This window comes from Geobacillus zalihae NBRC 101842, from assembly GCF_001544135.1.
Taxonomy (GTDB): Bacteria; Bacillota; Bacilli; order Bacillales; family Anoxybacillaceae; genus Geobacillus; species Geobacillus zalihae.
Genome location: NZ_BCPV01000002.1, coordinates 61,895 through 78,109 on the forward strand (window position 1 = coordinate 61,895; position 16,215 = coordinate 78,109).

Sequence of the window (16,215 nt, forward strand, 5' to 3'; positions counted from 1 at the left end):
CCGTATCCAAGTTTTTTTGAGCCGAAAACGCTTATTTGATGTATGGCGTATTCCGCAATCCCGTGCGTCGAATGGAAGCATCCACTTTTACTGTCACCCGAAGATGAGGGAAATAGCGGTCATCCCACTCTTTTTTGATTCTCTTCCATAAGAGGGGATCGGCGCGATGCACCGCCTCGCCAAAACCAAAAACATCGGTTTTTTCATGCTGGGCCGTTTCAATCGCCTGTTTCACTTCCCGTTCAATATCCCGGCCAATCGCCTTTTCCAATTGAAACAATAACCGGTAATCAGCCAAATTGATCGGGACGTACGTCTCACTGATATCCCCTTCTGTTTGAATGTGAACCAAAATCGAAGGCTGGCCGTTTTTCAATTTCACTTTTAACCCCGTTTTCACTCCCATCGTTCGATAAGCAATCGCTTCTTTTTTTCCTTTCCAGGGGATCGTAATATTCGTTTGTTTGATTCGATCCAACACCCAAAGCACGCCTCGTTCCGTTGAGCCGTTCACCCAGCGAACAAGACGGTCTTTTTTAAATAACGCCAGTCCATCCAAGCTGATGCGAGCATCTGGCACAGAGGATTGAACGTTTGTTTGCCGTTTGCCCTGCTGTGGGTTTCCTTCAATGACAACACCCGTCACGACTGTATTTCTTCCTGAAGATGTCAAACCACGAATCGCCCACCAGACATCAGTGTTGATTGTCTGCCCCCAGGACATCTCGGAAAACTCCAACGTCTTAATAATTTGATTGGCGGAAATTTTGTCAATCGGTGTTAATACGCTTAACACCTCTTTCGCTGAGTGGCCATGAGCAATAACCAGCCGCGCTGTCGTCCGAAACTGGTGGCTCCGTTCCATCGCATCGAATACGCCATTCAACCCTTGGCGCGCCACTTCCTCGCTGATGACCACCAAGTTGGTATGAGCGTAATACAGGATGCGCGACAGCTTTTTCGAGGCTTTCCGGCTTGCCTCGACCAACGTGTCTCCGGTCGACGTATAAATGGAGACGGGCACGCCGCCCGCTCCGCCTCCTCGTTGGAGCGCCCCCGCAACGTTGCCCGGGTTGACGACTTGAAACGAGGCCAAATATCTGCCGTCTTTTGTTTTATCGAGGCCGACGGCAATGACAACGGCCAAATCGGTTAACTCTTTTTTACTCCAACAGCCAGCCAGCAGCACCGCACAAACAAAAAAGGACACAAACATGGCGATAGGTCGTTTCATGATCCATCCTCCTTTTCCCGGCGTGTTGGTGCCGGAGGCTGCGGTTTCTGATCCCCCGATTGGCGAATGATATTTTTCTGGTTAATCAGGCGCGGCCGCTCGCGGTACATCCATGTCGGAATCCGAAACAGGGTATCGCCTACATTGGTTGAAATAAATGGAGCAAGCGGCGACATGTATGGCATGCCAAACGAGCGCAAGCTGCATAAATGGAGAATCATGACCAGCAGACCCATTATAATGCCATAAAACCCGAACATCGCCGCTAAAAACATCAACCCAAAGCGGATGAGGCGGGCTGAGATGGCGATGGCAAACGACGGCGTTGCAAAGCTGGCAATCGCGGTGAGCGAGACAACGATGACCATGGCCGATGAAACGAAGCCGGCATTGATCGCCACCTCACCGATGACAAGCGCCCCGACAATCGACACCGCTTGCCCGACTGCACGCGGCAGCCGAATCCCCGCTTCGCGCAAAATCTCAAATGTCACTTCCATGATCAATGCCTCGACAAAAGCGGGAAACGGCACAGCCTCACGCTGGGCGGCAATGGCGATGACGAGCTGGGTCGGAATCATTTCTTGATGAAACGTCGTCGCAGCAATATAAATAGAGGGCGCGACGAGCGAGAGAAAAAAAATCAACACGCGTAAAAAACGAAGAGCGGTCGCAATATCAAAACGGGCATAATAATCCTCCACCGCTTGAAAAAATTGGATAAACAAAGCCGGCACAATCAGGATAAACGGCGTCCCCTGAATCAAAATCGCAATCCGCCCCTCCAGCAAATTCGCCGCCACCACATCGGGACGCTCGGTATGATAGATCGTCGGAAACGTCGTAAACGTTTGATCTTCGATTAATTGTTCAATATAACCGGACTCAAGCACGCTGTCCGTATCAATGCGGCGCAGGCGCGCTCTCACTTCCTCGATAACCTCGTCATTGGCAATGCCTTTGATGTACATGATCGCGACATCCGTTTGCGTCACGGTGCCGATTTGCATCGTTTCCAGCCAAAGATTGGGATTTTTAATGCGGCGGCGGATCATCGCGGTGTTCGCGCGCAACGACTCCGTAAATCCCTCGCGCGGCCCGCGGACGGCGATTTGCGTTTGCGGCTCCTCGATTGCACGATATTGGCCGCCTTTCGTGCTGGCGCTGACAGCGGACGGCACCCCGTCCAACAAGATGATGGTCTCTCCGGAAAACAGCTCCAAAAACAGGTGTTCCCAATCGACGACATGCTTCACACCGCCCACCGCGGCCAACTTTTGTTCGATCCACGGAAACCATTCTTTTTCTGTTAATGACAGTGGAAATGACGCCTCCAGCAACGGCGTCAGCAAAAACTCGTACACATGTTTTTCGTCAACAAGGCCATCCACAAAGACGATGGCTGCTTTGATTTGCCTCTCTTGGCCCAGCGAAAACCGACGGATGACGACATCGCTGCTTTGTCCAGTCGTTTGGCGGATGATGTCAAGGTTGACGGCTAATTCAGCTGACATCGGCTCTTGCGGGACGTCCGCCGCCTCGCCGCTATGGTCCGGTCCTTCTTGTTTCACCCCGTCATTGATCTGCTTTTTTTGTCGGCCCATTCCCCATTGAAACAGCATGTTTTTCCTCCTCACTCCGCTTCCTTTTTATCCCTCATTATGGACACGAAATCGGGAGGACATACGCCCGTGCATCAGTTTTGAATCAATAGCAAAAACTAAAGAAAAACAGCAGGTGGAACACCATGAAACTAATTGTTGTTTGGCTGATGTTTGCCTTGCTCGCCATAGGAACGATGGTAAGCATGGATCAGTTGATGGGGATGACCTTGCATCAATCGTTGCATATCGTGCTGAACCCATTTCGAGTAATGAAGGCACCAGAACTGTTTATTTTCTCATTGTTCGTCCTTTCACTATTGCTCGATCTGTTGAACGTTTGGATGTGGAAACGAAAAAACAAAACGTCTTGACCAACAGCCGGGGGCAAAAAGAGGAAGGTGCCCCAAAAGCAACGGGACACCTTTTCTCTTCATCGGGCGTTACCTTTTCTGTATTTGCTCCCAATGATGCTGTTGTTGCAACCACTCGCGAACATGGGTGCTGTGTGAAGATAAGGGAACGGTAAACGAATCGCCGTCGCTTTGCAGCAATTCAATATCCCCCTGCCATGTGCTCCCCCCGCGGATGATGTCCTCCACCGGCTCATTCCACAAATCTTGTTTGAGCGCCTGGACAAACGACTCGATCTCCTTCGGATCGGCCAGCACGACCACCGGACGCCCCGTTTCGACATTGCGGATCGTCACTTGGCGGATCGGAGAATAGCTCGGGCGAAGGAGCAAATAATATTGCTGCTTATATTCGTTTGAACCCATGATGCGCTGAAAATACAGCATGTACGGTTCAATCGGCACTTCGTAGCGGCGGAGGAGACGCGTGCCGTCTTTGAGCACATACCCGATCACAATCGGCCGGACGTTGCCAAAACGTGACGGGAGCGGCTGATCGTGCACAAGCTGCGCATGAAGCGCCCTGACAGCTTTGATGTTGTCCTTCGTGCGCAAAAACTGATCGAATGCTTCAAACTCTCTTTCCATCAAGTTAGGATTTTGCCAATTCATCACCGACTGGCCGAAATAGACTTTCTCAATATCGGACAAATTCGGAACGTGTCTCACATATCCAACCGGATCAAGGCGCACAGTCAAAAATAAGACCGACATCACAGCGGCAAAGGCGATATACCCTTTCCATTTATGAAAAACACGCCATGTTTTCATCACGACCATTTGCGCAACGGCATACCCGATAAGCGAAAACGCAACATACCCAAAGATGATCCATCCCCACTGCCGTTGGACTTGTCCAAAGTAGAACCCGCCGGTCAAGCACATGCAAAACGCCACTCCATACACAAACAGTGGGCGAAGCACTGAAAAGGCGAGCGCCTGTCCGGCCGCTTCCGTCGGCCGCCGCTCGTACAACCAAATGGACACCCCGAAAAACAGAAGCGACAACAGCAGCAACAGTCCGGCTTCCCCCGCGCTCATCGCCTGATCCGTCAGCATCTTGTAACGAATCGGCAGCGCCCAATCCATCAGATTTCCCGATAAATAGTACCCATCGGGGAATCCATACAACCATAACGGCAAATTGCTAAACAGCAGCACCATGATGCCTGTCGGAAAAAAGAGAGCAATATTCGTTAACACAATATGAACGATCGATTGGCCGACGAGCACGCCGACCATGACACCTAGCGCAAAAATCATCGTCTCTACGACAAGCGTCTCGCCAAGCCATCGTCCCACATCCCCCGCTCCAATCGGCCACGGGAGATCAAGTCCGTACAGACATCCGATCGCAACCAAGGCGGTCAACACGAGCGGAACCGCCAAAAAGAGCCATCCAATAAGCATCTGCCCGGCAAGCAGTTCGGTGCGGCGGATGGGCAAGCTATGGATGAAATCAGCCGACCGTTTCTCATGCATATAGCGAACCACGCCGGCCGCCGCCAAAATCGGAACGAGCCAAGCGCACAGCGCTTCCATTCCATTGGCTATATCATACACACTGTACCATTGCGGAATATTGCCGACCTTTGGGTCATATTGAGAATACGCGAGCGCCATCGGCAGCACAATCGCCGCCAGCCATAGCAGCCAGTGAATGATGGCAATCCAGCCGATTTGACGAAGATTTTGCCCCCACATGGCGCGGTTAGCCGACCACTGTTTCACGGACATGAGCATCGCCCCCCATTTCATACATAAAAATTTCTTCAAGCGACAGCGGCAGCACATCAAGGATGAGAGGATGAAATGCGCGGACCGTCTCCTCTATGCGCCGCTTTTCCCCGCGGACAATAAGAAGAACGATGCTGCCGCGCTCCTCGCGATGCACGATGTCAAGCCGTTCGGCCAACTCGCTCGGAAACCCGCCGCGAAAGGCGGCTTGCAGCTTATGCATCCCCGCGCGCAGCTCGTTTAAATCACGCTCCATCCGTACGGTCCCTTGCGCCATCAATCCGACGATGTCGCATAAATCTTCGAGCTCGCGCAAATTGTGCGACGAGATGACAACGGTCATTTCCCGTTCTACTACTTCATCGATTAACAGCTGTTTCACATGGCGACGGACGAATACGTCGAGCCCATCAAGCGGCTCATCCATAATAAGCACGTCCGGCCGGACGGAAAAAGCAAGCCAAAACGCCGCCTGGCGCTGCATGCCTTTGGAAAACTGCTGAATCTTTTTGTTTGGATCAAGCGCAAAGACGGACTGCAATTCCAGAAACCGTCCGCGGCTGAACGAAGGGTACAGTTGCTCGTAAAAATCCGCCATTTGGCGAATCGTCGCGTGCGGAAAAAAGTAAACAAAGTCCGGCAAAAACAAAAGGCGTTGCTTGATGCGGACATTTTCCCACACATCCTCCCCGTCCACTGCAATCGTTCCGCGATCTTGGCGGAGAATGCCGGCCATCATCTTGAGCAGCGTCGTTTTTCCGGCGCCGTTCGGGCCGAGCAGCCCGTAAATCGCTCCTTTTGGCACCATCATGTTCGCGCCCTTGACGGCCGCAAACCGATCAAACGTTTTCGTCACGTCCACAAGTTGAATCACGATCCTCCCCCTCTTTCTTCCCCTTCTCGAATCCATTGCCATAACTGCTCATTCGTCACCCCTAAAAACCGCGCTTCCTTGACAAGGCGGACAAACTGCTCACGGACCGCGGCGACCGCCTCGATGTTTGGTTCTTTTGAACGCGGGGCGACGAAACTGCCTTTCCCTGGAATCGAATAAATCCAGCCGTCGCGCTCCAGTTCGCGGTACGCTTTTTGAATCGTATTTGGGTTGATCATCAGCTGTTTCGCCATCGTCCTGACCGATGGCAGCTGATCGTGCGGCTGCCATAGTTCGCGAACGATCATTTCTTTCATTTTGTCAATCAGCTGCTCGTAAATCGGCTGGCGGCTTCGCAAATCGAGCTCAAACATCTCCCCTCCTCCTCTCATTGTCACAACCGTACTATAACCAATAGTACACATAAAACAGAAGAAAGGCAAGAATTTTTTCCAAAATAAAGAAAGAATCCATTCCCGGATTCTTTCTTCATCTCATTCCGGCGCCGTTTGCCGCCGCGTTGACCGTTGCCGCTCGGCGGGCTGATACGTCTGAACAAACAGCCCATCTCCTTCGAGCCACTCGGCGATCAACACGTCTTTTGGCGAGGCAATTCCTTGTTTTTGCAGTTTGGCGGCCAGCCATTGCTCCGTTTTCCCAAGCTCCGCTAATTCGTCTGCCAACAGCTGGCCATCGCGGATCAGCGTCACCGGGACATACACCGGGTGGGGCGGCAGCTGGAAATCTTCACGCCGATCGTCAAATGAAGCCATTTCATGCTGCGCCCCCCTTGCATGCCGTTGATGTTCGCCCTTTCTTCCCTGTATTGTGCCCCCTGCCGCCTGAGAAGTTTCGCTGTTGGGTTGCCGTTTGCGCGGATAAATTCCCCTAGACTGGAAACACTATCGTTCTAGAGATTGCATGGAAAGAAAGGGATTCATGATGAACGGACAGCCGCTTAGCGCTCTGCAACTGTTATTTATGGTCATGCTGTCGGTCGGGCTGATGAATCATGTCATCATCATCCCCTTTATGCTTGAGGCCGCCCACCGCGATGCGTGGATCGCCGCCTTGGGAGCGTTGGCAGGTTTGCTCGTTTGGCTGCCGCTTCTTTATTTCATCGCCAAGCAGCTGAACGGGGAGCGGCTGTTTGACTGGCTGAAAAGCCGGTTTTCGAGCGCGGCTGCTTATGCGGTGGCCGGTGTCAGCAGCGCTTTTTTGCTTCTTCATAGTTTTGTCACGTTAAACGATACGGTCACGTTCACCACCACCTCTTATTTGACGGCGACGCCGAGATGGGCGCTGATTTTGGTCATCGTGGCCGTTTGTTTTTATAACTCGTACCAAGGCATCGACTCGATTGCCAACACTTCCATGATCATTTGCCCGTTCGTCATCGTGTTTGGTTTTTTCGTGATGCTCTCGACCACACCGCATAAAGATTATTCACTGCTCAAACCAATGCTTGAGCACGGCATGGAGCCTGTATGGCGCGCCATGATGTACGCGGGGGCCGGATATGCGGAAGTGATTGTTCTTTTGTTTCTTTCTCATCGCCTGCCTCGCCCGTTTTCATGGAAGGCGCTTGCCGCGATTGCCTTCTTCACCGCCGGGCTGAGCATCGGGCCGACGATTGGCGCCATCACCGAGTTTGGCCCCGAGCAGGCGACGCGCCTTCGCTATCCGGCATTTGAGCAATGGCGGATGGTCAGCTTAGGGACGTACATTGAACATGTCGACTTTATGTCGATCTACCAGTGGATATCAGGCGCCTTTATCCGCATCTCCTTGTCGATGGCGCTCATTGTAGAGCTGTTCCCGATCCGCCATCCGCAAACCCGCCGTTGGGTGCTCATTGTCCTTTACTTGGCGATCACATTGGCGGCGCTGGCGCCAGGCAGCGATGAACAGTTTTTGCATTTTGTCAAACATGGGGTGCTGCCGACATCGCTGCTGTTTAGTCTTGCGCTGTCCGTTGTGTTAAGTGGTTTCACTTTGTTGGCATATCGCAAAAAGAAAAGAGGGGTGGCAGGATGAAACGACCGATGCGAGCCGCCGAAGGCAAACGGTTGAAAGACGATTACACGGGGCTCGAGACCGTCATCATCTCCGAAGAGGCGTTGCGCACGATGTACGCCAAATGCCCGGATGTCATCATGACGGAAGCCGCGATTCCAACCTCTTTTGACGGCTCGGCGGCTGTCGTGCACTTGCTGTTTATCTATTGCGAGGAACTGTGCGATGCACAAATGCTGCAAAAAGCCGTCTATCCGATGTTCCGTGAACTGTGCGAACAGCATCCGTGCTTTACGGCTGCTGACATCGAGGCCCGCAAACCGGCGGCGCTTGAGTATATGGGAAAAGAAGTGCGGATCGATGATCTCAACTTCAGGCTGTTTAGCGGCGATTTGCTCATTTATTTCCATGAAGCCGATGTCTTGTACACGATGCCGCTCGCCAGCCCGCCCAGCCGCGATCCGGAAGAGCCGAACACGGAAGTATCGATTCGTGGACCCAAAGATGGATTTATTGAAGAAATCAGCAAAAATGTCGCCCTCATTCGCAAGCGGCTGCGCTCACACCGGCTCGTCTACGAACCGTTTGTCATCGGCACACGCAGTCAGACAAAAGTGGGGCTCCTCTATGTCGATGATATTGCCAATACAGAAATCATCGATGAGGTGAGAAGCCGTCTGCTCAGTTTGTACATCGACTCGGTGACAAGCACCAACCAAATTGAAGAGTGGTTGTCCGACACCCGTTTTTCTTTGTTCCCGATGTTCGGCTACACCGGGCGGCCCGATTTTGCCGTCAATTCGCTCCTCAACGGCCGTTTTATCATCTTGGTCGACGGGGCGCCGACCGCCTTGATCGGCCCGGGCAATTTAACGTTTTTGCTGAACACGTCGGAAGACAACAACACGTTTTTCTTGTTTGTCGTATTTCAGCGCCTGCTCCGGCTCGTCGGCACTTCGGTCGCCATTTATTTGCCGGGCGCCTGGGTCGCCTTGACGTCGTTCCATCCGGATCAGCTGCCGTTCACCTTGCTGGCGACGCTCATTTTGTCGCGCCAAGGAGTGCCGCTTCCGGTGCCGCTGGAGATGTTTGTGATGATGATTTTGTTTGAGGTGTTTAAGGAAGCCGGGATGCGGCTGCCAATCGCCATCGGGCAGACGCTGTCCGTCGTCGGCGGCTTAATCATCGGCCAGGCGGCGATCAACACCGGGCTCGCCGCCCCGGCCACACTCGTCATTGCCGCCATTTCCGTCATCTCGACATTCACGCTCGTCAATCAAAATATGGCCGGCAGTGTCACCTTGCTGCGCTTTATTGTCCTGACGGCCTCCACCGTTCTTGGCCTGTTTGGCTTCATTCTGTCGCTGTTTTTCATCTTGACTTATGCGGTCAACTTGCGCACCTGCGGCGTTCCGTATCTCACGCCGCTGGCGCCGCCATCAAAAGATATCGGGAAAGTCTTTATCCCGAGTACATGGAAGCAGTTCCGCACGCGCGACCGCATTGTGCACCCAAATGATCTCATTGCGAAAGAGAGGGAACAAAAATGAGGAAGCGGCTCTTTCCCGTCATCGCTTCCGTCATCTTGCTCAGCGGCTGTTGGGACACGCGCAACATCGATCATATTGTGTATATTCATGCCATTGGGGTGGATTATAAAGATGGCCAAGTGGTCGCCTACGTTCAGCTGGTTGGTTTCACCGCCCTCGCCAAAGTCGAGGCCGGAGGCGGCAAAGAGAAAGCGGCCGTTTCCATCGGCAAAGCCGCTGGCGAAACGTTTAATATCGCGACCGACAAAATCTACCCTTCCATTCAACAAAGGGTGTCATGGGGCCATGTAAAAAGCATTGTCTTTACCAAACGGGCCTTGCAAAAAGGCATCGTGGCCGATGTGATCGACGTGCTGAACCGTTACAATGAAATTCGCCATACGGCGTGGGTGTACGCGACCGATGAGCCGATTTCCGACTTATTTCAAGCAACACCGTTGCTCAATGCTTCCCCATATTATTCACTGTTGTCCAATCCTGAGGAAATCTTCCAGCAAAGTTCGTTTATCCGCCCGATCCGTCTCAGCCGATTGATTGCTGCGATGGATGAAAAAGCTGATGTAGCTAGACTCCCTTATTTAACAATTGAAGACAATCGTTGGGTGGAAAATAAGAAGCCAAAACAAATGTTGGCTATATCCGGCATTTGTTTTCTTCACGATTACCGCCTGCAAGGATGCGAGGGCCGTTCCGATTTGCAAGGGCTTCGTTGGTTGGAGCAGGACGTTCGGCGCACCCCGATTTATGTCAAGCAAAAAGAGAAAACCGTTGCCTCCCTAATCGTCCATAATCCAACAACGAAGTGGTCGGTCGACGTGAAGAACGGAAAGTATGCTTTTACTGTAAACGTCAAGGCGCAAGGAAATCTCCTCGAACTGCGTGAACCGCTCTCACGAAAACAACTGACCAAACTGGCGGAACAAACGGTGAAACAAGAAATCCACCGCTTATATAAACTTGGGAAAGAGCAACAGATCGATATATTGAATCTAGCGGAGCAACTGTATCGCCAGCGTCCGGATCTCTGGAAAAAACATCAGATCAACGGCCTCATCCCACTCCATAACAACACGCTATTCGTAAACGTCGAGCTCGTCATCAGTGCATCTGGAAAAGAAAAGCTGAATTACCGCGCTGGCGATTGAAAAGACAAAAATGAAGCGCCCTCTTGCCTGCGCTCACGCTGGGAAATGGGGCTTTCTCTGGTGGCAAGGATCAAGTATAATTTAGCCATATTAAGATCTATGGTTGGAACGGGGGAGAACGATGGGGGTTCATACGGAACGAACAAGCGCCGTCAGCATGACCGTCTACCCGATTTTGTTCGCATCAGCCTCGGCCACTTTTTGAACGATGCGATGCAGGCGGTCATCCCGGCGCTCTTTCCGATTTTGCGCTCGACGGCGGCTTCGTTTACGCTCGCTGCCGCTCCTTGGCGCCTTGGCGGTTTGGCTGCTGAAAGACCGGACATAGCCAATGCATATTTTTCTTTCAATCTCTTTCCGCTATAATGAAAGGTGATGATGTCTATTCAGTTAGGAGATTTTTCGTATGGCGGGTTTATACATTAACCAGCACGTCCTGAACAACTTATTTTATATTTTAGTCACGATCTTTGCCTTTTCGTTTATTTATGACCATAGTCGAGCGATCCGGCAGCGCCCGCTCTATGGCCAGGCGCTGCTTGGCGCTTGCTTGGCGTTGGCGGCCGTGTTGTGCATGAAATTTCCGATTTACATGGATCCGCTGTGCGTCCATGATTTCCGGCAAATTCCGTTTTTGCTTGGGACATTGTATGGCGGCGGCGCGGTCGGGGCGGTGCTGTTTGTTGTCTTGATGCTGGCACGCACCGTTTTGTACGGATTTCAGCCGCTCACGTTGATCGTTTACACCATCATGTTTGCCATAGCGGCAGCCGCCTCGCCGCTGTTTCGCAAGCTGCCGCGGCCGAGCAAGCTCGTTATGTCGCTTTGGCTGACGTTTTTGCTCGCGGTGCTGACGACATTTGTCGCCGTGATGATTGCTGATTTTCCGGTAACGAGGCCGTATATCGCGTATTTCATTATAATGCCGCCATTCGTCATGATGTTCGCTGTCTATTTGATGGAGACGCTTCATGAGGCGCAGCTCGCTCGGGCGGAGCTGATGAAGATGGAAAAAATGGAGATCGTCAGCCAGATGGCAGCGAGCATTTCCCATGAAATCCGCAACCCGTTGACGGTCGTCAAAGGGTTCATCCAGCTGATGCAAACGGGTCGGCTGCCGCGCGAAACCGAAGAGCGCTACATTCGCATCGCCTTAGAGGAACTCGAGCGGGCGGAAGCCATCATCCGCGACTATTTGACGTTTGCCAAACCGGCGCCAAAAGAGACTGAGCCGATTGATGTCGCCACCCAGCTTCAGAAAGTGCTGCAAATGATTACGCCAATGGCGCATATGCATTCGATCCATGTATCCTCTTCCCTCGAACATGGTGTCGTCATCGGAAACGTACAATATTTCCAACAGTGTTTTCTCAACTTGTTGAAAAACAGCATTGAGGCGATGCCGAACGGCGGCACGCTCCATGTTGCGGCCGAGAACCGGGGGGCATCAGTCGTCATCACCATTTCCGACAACGGCGTTGGCATGACGAAAGAACAAGTGCGCCGCTTCGGCGAACCATACTTCAGCACAAAAGAAAAAGGCACTGGGCTTGGTGCGATGGTCGCCGTCAAAATCATCGAACAAATGGGAGGAACGTGGACGATCGAAAGCGCCGTACAAAAAGGGACGACATTGACGATCACGCTGCCGGCAAGCCGGTTGCGGCCGCCGACGGCGGAACAAAGCGCCGCCGGCTGATCGAAAAAACGGATGCCCTGTTTCGGACATCCGTTTTTTCTTGGTGATTGGCGCGATCACTTGACTTCCTCAAAATAATCTTTGTAAAACCCGCCGACTTTTCCGCTGTTGTCAATGACAAAATAAAACTCGTCGGTTTCGTTTTTTACTTCATATACTTTGCCCGGCGTCAATACATTGCTGACCATGTATTTTTCCGCGTTCGTGTGAACGCACTTTACTTTTTTGATCATCGGCCGGGTCGCCCATGTGTGATGAATCATGGCGTCATCTCCTTCTCTTTATATTTTTCCCCTTCTTTATTGTAGCGACCCGGACAACCGGCTGCAACGTCCCATTCGCCATTTGCCGCTATGGCCGACGCCTCAAATCGTTGGCGGCGGCGGGCAACCGTGCTAACGACCTGTTGCTACGGCTCATCGCGCACCCCCTCAAATTCGATGATGCGCCCGCACGGCTCAACCATCGTTTCGCCGTTCGTTTCCACTTCGCGGAAAATTGGCTGCTCGATGCGGCGGATGGGGCGGTAGCCTTCCTGTTTCATTCGCGCTAAACAGGCGGCGATCGTTTCCCCTTCCGCTACCGTAAACCGTTTTTTCTTCATCGCTTCCGGCGCGTTTGTCAACCATCAGGCGCGCCTCCCTCCTTTCCCCTTTAGGTTGCCCAAAAAAGAAGCCGGATGTTTCATCCGGCCTAGCGCGTTTTCTGCACATATTTTCGGTACAGCCCATACAGCTCGGCTGCTTTGTATGTCTCAATTTTTTTCCGTCCGACCGGATGGCGGGCGATGCCTGCCTTTTTCAACTCGGCAACAAGCCATCCTTTCGAGCCAAAATGCGCCATGGCGCTCCCCCCCTCTTTTGTCATCCGCTTGTCTTTATGATGTATATGTGTGCAAAAAGGGAGCAAGAACATTGTTGTCCATATGGCATAAAACAAAAAAAGAAGCGGCTTCTGCGCCGCTTCCTTTGTTTACGCTGATGGCGATTTATGCTTTTTTCCCTTTAAGAAAAACGCCATCATTAACGCCAATACCGTCAAGCCGGTGGCGACGAAAAAGGCGTCGTTAATCCCTTCGACAGTCGATCTCTGCTGCACGAGCCCATACAGCAGCTGCACCACCGCTTCATCGCTCGGAATCGCCTGCTTCAGCTGGCCGACAAGGCTCATGAAAAACGGATTGTTTTCCGTCATCTCATTTCGGTACATGTCCGCATGGAATTTGGCCCGGTTGGACATGATCGTCACCAAGAACGCCGTTCCGAGCGAAGCGGCCACTTGGCGGATCGTATTGGACATCGCCGTGCCGTGGCTGTACAAATGGCGCGGCAAGGCGTTCAATCCTTCCGTCATAATCGGCATTCCGAGCATCGACATGCCGAACATGCGGAAAATATAAAGCCAAATTAACTGGCTGTACGGTGTATCCATCGTCAGCTTGCTGAATTCCCACGTCGTGACCGCGGTGATGATCAAGCCGACGATCGCCAGCGCCCGCGCGCCGATGCGGTCAAACACCCAGCCGGAAATCGGCGACATGATCGCCATGACAATCGCTCCCGGTAGCAACAGCAAACCGGCATCAAGCGGCGTAAAGCCGCGCAAGTTTTGCAAATACACCGGCAGCAACACCATCGCTGCAAACATCGCCATATTGATGACCGATCCGATGACGGTCGCCAACGTAAACACTGGGTAGCGGAACACACGGAAATTGAGCACCGGATGCTCCGAGCGGAGCGAACGCCATGTGAACATGATCAAGAACAAGACGCCGATGATAAGCGACACAACGACTTCCGTCTCGCCCCATCCTTTGCTGCCGGCTTCGCTGAAGCCATACAGAACGCCGCCAAACCCGATCGTGGAGTAGACCGCCCCTTGCACGTCCAGCACCGGATTGCCCTTGCGCGGCGTATGTTTCAGCCAGGCGGAGGCAAGCACAATGTCTACAATCGCGATCGGCAACACGACGTAAAACAACAGCCGCCATGTATAATGTTCGACAAGCCATCCGGATAACGTCGGCCCGATCGCCGGCGCGAACATCATGGCGATTCCGACCGTCCCCATGGCCACTCCGCGGCGTTCCGGCGGGAAAATCGACAGCATAATGACCATCATCAGCTGCATGATGATGCCCGCCCCGACCGCCTGCGTCAGCCGCCCTGCGAGCATGACGGCAAAGGTTGGAGCGATCGAGCAAACAAACGCGCCGATGGCGAAAAACGACATGCCAGACAAAAACAGCCGTTTCGCTGGAAACTTCGCGATTAAAAACGGGCTGATCGGGATGAGCACCCCGTTGACGAGCATATATCCTGTCACGAGCCATTGAATCGTCGACGTTTCCACGTTGAAATCTTGCATCATATGGGGCAAGGCGACGTTGATCAATGTTTGGTTCAAGATGGCGACAAACGCGCCCAGCATGACCGTCGCCACAACTTTTCCGCGGCTGCCGATATCCCCGAGGCCGCCTTGCCCGGCTGGAGCGGCCGGGCGCCCATCCGTTTCTGCCGCTGGCTCTGCTTTCGTTTCCGCTAACGGTTGAGCGTTGGCTTTCGCCGCTTCATCCGCCGCCTTCCCTGCAGCTGAAGCCGGTTTGCGGCGGCGCAGCGCGATGTTGACCGCCGCCAAAACCAAAACGGCAAACACAATATAACCAATGACAAATGTTGTCATGTCCCATCACCTACTTATGGATGCGGACGGTGACGTTCATGCCCGGCACAAGTCCGGCTCCGCTGTAATTGTCAATGGAAATCGTGACCGGAATCACTTGGGTCACTTTCGTGTAGTTGCCGGTCGCATTGGAGCTCGGCAGCAGGCTGAACGTATTCGCTGTCGCATTGCCAATCTTTTCGACTTTGCCGCTGAATTTGCGGTCCGGATACGCATCGACATAAATATCGACGTCTTGCCCGACTTTCACGTCTTCAATATCGGTCTCTTCAATGTTCGCCGTCACCCACAAATCGTTCAAATCAAACCCACGGGCAAGCGGCGTCCCCGCGGCGACAAACGAGTCTTTGACCGCGTTTTGCTGCACGATCGTCATCCGATGAGGCACTGTCACCGGCACCGTCGTTTTGCCGTCAAACACCTCACCGATTTCTTCCCCGGCTGAGAACGTTTTTCCCGTGTCGCCCCGCCAGGATGTCAGTTTTCCGGACAGCGGCGCCGCAACCGAGATGACCTGGCCGTCGATGCGGGCGTTGTCTGTTTTAATGTAATTCGTCGCTTCGTTCACATAGTAGTAAGCGGCAAAGCCGCCGCCGACAAGCAAAATGAGCACAATGATGTTCAGCGCCACCAATCGTTTCACGTTCACTGTCTATTCCTCCCCGAGTAAAATCGCTTTAATTTTTTCATGAAGATGCAAAAACTGTTCAATCTCCTCTGGAGAGACGAGTTCTTGAATGCGGCGAAGCCGCCGGCGCAGCACCGACTGCTCGCCAAACGCTTCCGACACTGTCTCTTTTCCTTTTTCCGTCAAACTCAAAATGACCGCGCGCCGATCTTGCTTCGACGGCTCGCGGACAACAAGGCCGGCGCCGACGAGCCGATCGACCGTGCCGCTGACGTTGCTGTTGCTTAAATTTAATTTTTCCGCCAAGTCATTCAGGCGAATATGTTCTGTTTTCAACAGCGTATACAAGACGATCAGCTGCACCTCCGTCACTCCGACGCGAGCCGCGTCCTCGCGGATGAGGCGGTAAAGCGCCTTTTGCGTCCGGAAGACGGCGTACATGATGTCCCGGCTGATTCCTTCCATTCATCCCCCCTCCTTGCTTCATCTTTCTTGTTGGAATAGTTTCAATGCGAATTATTTCTGCGCGAAATATGATTATAACATGAAAACGAGGAAAATCAACTATATTGTTTCATTGTCTTGGCAAAAACATACGCAACAAAAAGAGTCCGACTGGATGTTTGGCATCCA

The 16,215-nt window shown here is 52.7% G+C and carries 17 protein-coding genes and 1 pseudogene; 6 read left to right on the top strand and 12 right to left on the bottom strand.

The annotated features are described in order from the left end of the window. Positions 1 to 31 precede the first annotated feature (31 nt). Positions 32 to 1,234, bottom strand: a complete 1,203-nt coding sequence (locus GZ1_RS02030; protein WP_060787787.1) for a Ger(x)C family spore germination protein — start codon at positions 1,232 to 1,234, stop codon at positions 32 to 34. Further along, positions 1,231 to 2,856, bottom strand: a complete 1,626-nt coding sequence (locus GZ1_RS02035) for a spore germination protein (protein ID WP_060787788.1) — start codon at positions 2,854 to 2,856, stop codon at positions 1,231 to 1,233. Before GZ1_RS02035 ends, GZ1_RS02030 begins: the two co-directional genes overlap by 4 nt. 125 nt (positions 2,857 to 2,981) lie before the next feature. Between GZ1_RS02035 and GZ1_RS02040 the strand changes: the two genes are divergently transcribed. Next, positions 2,982 to 3,209, top strand: coding sequence for a YczF family membrane protein (locus GZ1_RS02040; protein ID WP_021322398.1), 228 nt, complete (start codon positions 2,982 to 2,984; stop codon positions 3,207 to 3,209). A 69-nt stretch (positions 3,210 to 3,278) separates the two neighbouring features. Here GZ1_RS02040 and GZ1_RS02045 read toward each other — a convergent pair whose 3' ends face one another. From GZ1_RS02045 to GZ1_RS02060, 4 genes are all read right to left on the bottom strand, one after another. Further along, the gene (locus tag GZ1_RS02045) at positions 3,279 to 4,985 is read right to left on the bottom strand and encodes an ABC transporter permease (protein ID WP_060787789.1); all 1,707 of its coding nucleotides are present in this window, start codon (positions 4,983 to 4,985) and stop codon (positions 3,279 to 3,281) included. After that, positions 4,960 to 5,859, bottom strand: a complete 900-nt coding sequence (locus GZ1_RS02050; RefSeq protein ID WP_033005452.1) for an ABC transporter ATP-binding protein — start codon at positions 5,857 to 5,859, stop codon at positions 4,960 to 4,962. The genes GZ1_RS02045 and GZ1_RS02050 overlap by 26 nt, the downstream gene beginning before the upstream one ends. Then, positions 5,856 to 6,233, bottom strand: a complete 378-nt coding sequence (locus GZ1_RS02055; RefSeq protein WP_223810906.1) for a GntR family transcriptional regulator — start codon at positions 6,231 to 6,233, stop codon at positions 5,856 to 5,858. Before GZ1_RS02055 ends, GZ1_RS02050 begins: the two co-directional genes overlap by 4 nt. 120 nt (positions 6,234 to 6,353) lie before the next feature. Beyond that, positions 6,354 to 6,632, bottom strand: a complete 279-nt coding sequence (locus GZ1_RS02060) for a YetF domain-containing protein (RefSeq protein ID WP_020754843.1) — start codon at positions 6,630 to 6,632, stop codon at positions 6,354 to 6,356. Between the two features lie 169 nt (positions 6,633 to 6,801). On the opposite strand from GZ1_RS02060, the gene GZ1_RS02065 reads away from it, so the two are divergent. The 5 genes and pseudogenes from GZ1_RS02065 (at position 6,802) to GZ1_RS02085 (ending at position 12,269) form a co-directional block, all read left to right on the top strand. Beyond that, positions 6,802 to 7,896, top strand: coding sequence for a GerAB/ArcD/ProY family transporter (locus tag GZ1_RS02065; RefSeq protein WP_060787790.1), 1,095 nt, complete (start codon positions 6,802 to 6,804; stop codon positions 7,894 to 7,896). After that, entirely contained in the window at positions 7,893 to 9,425 is a 1,533-nt protein-coding gene (locus GZ1_RS02070; RefSeq protein ID WP_060787791.1) for a spore germination protein, read from the top strand. The genes GZ1_RS02065 and GZ1_RS02070 overlap by 4 nt, the downstream gene beginning before the upstream one ends. Further along, a complete protein-coding gene (locus tag GZ1_RS02075; RefSeq protein ID WP_060787792.1) occupies positions 9,422 to 10,570 on the top strand; it encodes a Ger(x)C family spore germination protein in 1,149 nt (382 codons plus the stop codon). Before GZ1_RS02070 ends, GZ1_RS02075 begins: the two co-directional genes overlap by 4 nt. 121 nt (positions 10,571 to 10,691) lie before the next feature. Next, a pseudogene (locus GZ1_RS19505) lies at positions 10,692 to 10,828 on the top strand (MFS transporter); the annotation flags it as partial. 148 nt (positions 10,829 to 10,976) lie between these two features. Next, on the top strand, positions 10,977 to 12,269 hold the full coding sequence (locus tag GZ1_RS02085) for a sensor histidine kinase (protein ID WP_060787793.1): 1,293 nt from the start codon (positions 10,977 to 10,979) through the stop codon (positions 12,267 to 12,269). 56 nt (positions 12,270 to 12,325) lie between these two features. Here the strand turns inward: GZ1_RS02085 and GZ1_RS02090 are convergent, their stop codons facing one another. The 6 genes from GZ1_RS02090 to GZ1_RS02110 form a co-directional block, all read right to left on the bottom strand. Beyond that, positions 12,326 to 12,532: a DUF6501 family protein gene (locus tag GZ1_RS02090; protein ID WP_060787794.1), complete on the bottom strand. Its 207-nt coding sequence runs from the start codon at positions 12,530 to 12,532 to the stop codon at positions 12,326 to 12,328. Between the two features lie 146 nt (positions 12,533 to 12,678). Continuing rightward, positions 12,679 to 12,873: an NETI motif-containing protein gene (locus GZ1_RS02095; protein ID WP_033015194.1), complete on the bottom strand. Its 195-nt coding sequence runs from the start codon at positions 12,871 to 12,873 to the stop codon at positions 12,679 to 12,681. Between the two features lie 89 nt (positions 12,874 to 12,962). Next, on the bottom strand, positions 12,963 to 13,112 hold the full coding sequence (locus tag GZ1_RS17930) for a DUF2639 domain-containing protein (protein ID WP_079936670.1): 150 nt from the start codon (positions 13,110 to 13,112) through the stop codon (positions 12,963 to 12,965). A gap of 129 nt (positions 13,113 to 13,241) precedes the next feature. Continuing rightward, complete coding sequence (locus GZ1_RS02100; RefSeq protein WP_060787795.1) at positions 13,242 to 14,954, bottom strand: DHA2 family efflux MFS transporter permease subunit; 1,713 nt, start codon at positions 14,952 to 14,954, stop codon at positions 13,242 to 13,244. A 10-nt stretch (positions 14,955 to 14,964) separates the two neighbouring features. After that, on the bottom strand, positions 14,965 to 15,603 hold the full coding sequence (locus tag GZ1_RS02105; protein WP_033012202.1) for an HlyD family secretion protein: 639 nt from the start codon (positions 15,601 to 15,603) through the stop codon (positions 14,965 to 14,967). A 3-nt stretch (positions 15,604 to 15,606) separates the two neighbouring features. Further along, positions 15,607 to 16,047: a MarR family winged helix-turn-helix transcriptional regulator gene (locus GZ1_RS02110; protein WP_060787796.1), complete on the bottom strand. Its 441-nt coding sequence runs from the start codon at positions 16,045 to 16,047 to the stop codon at positions 15,607 to 15,609. Positions 16,048 to 16,215: the final 168 nt, after the last annotated feature.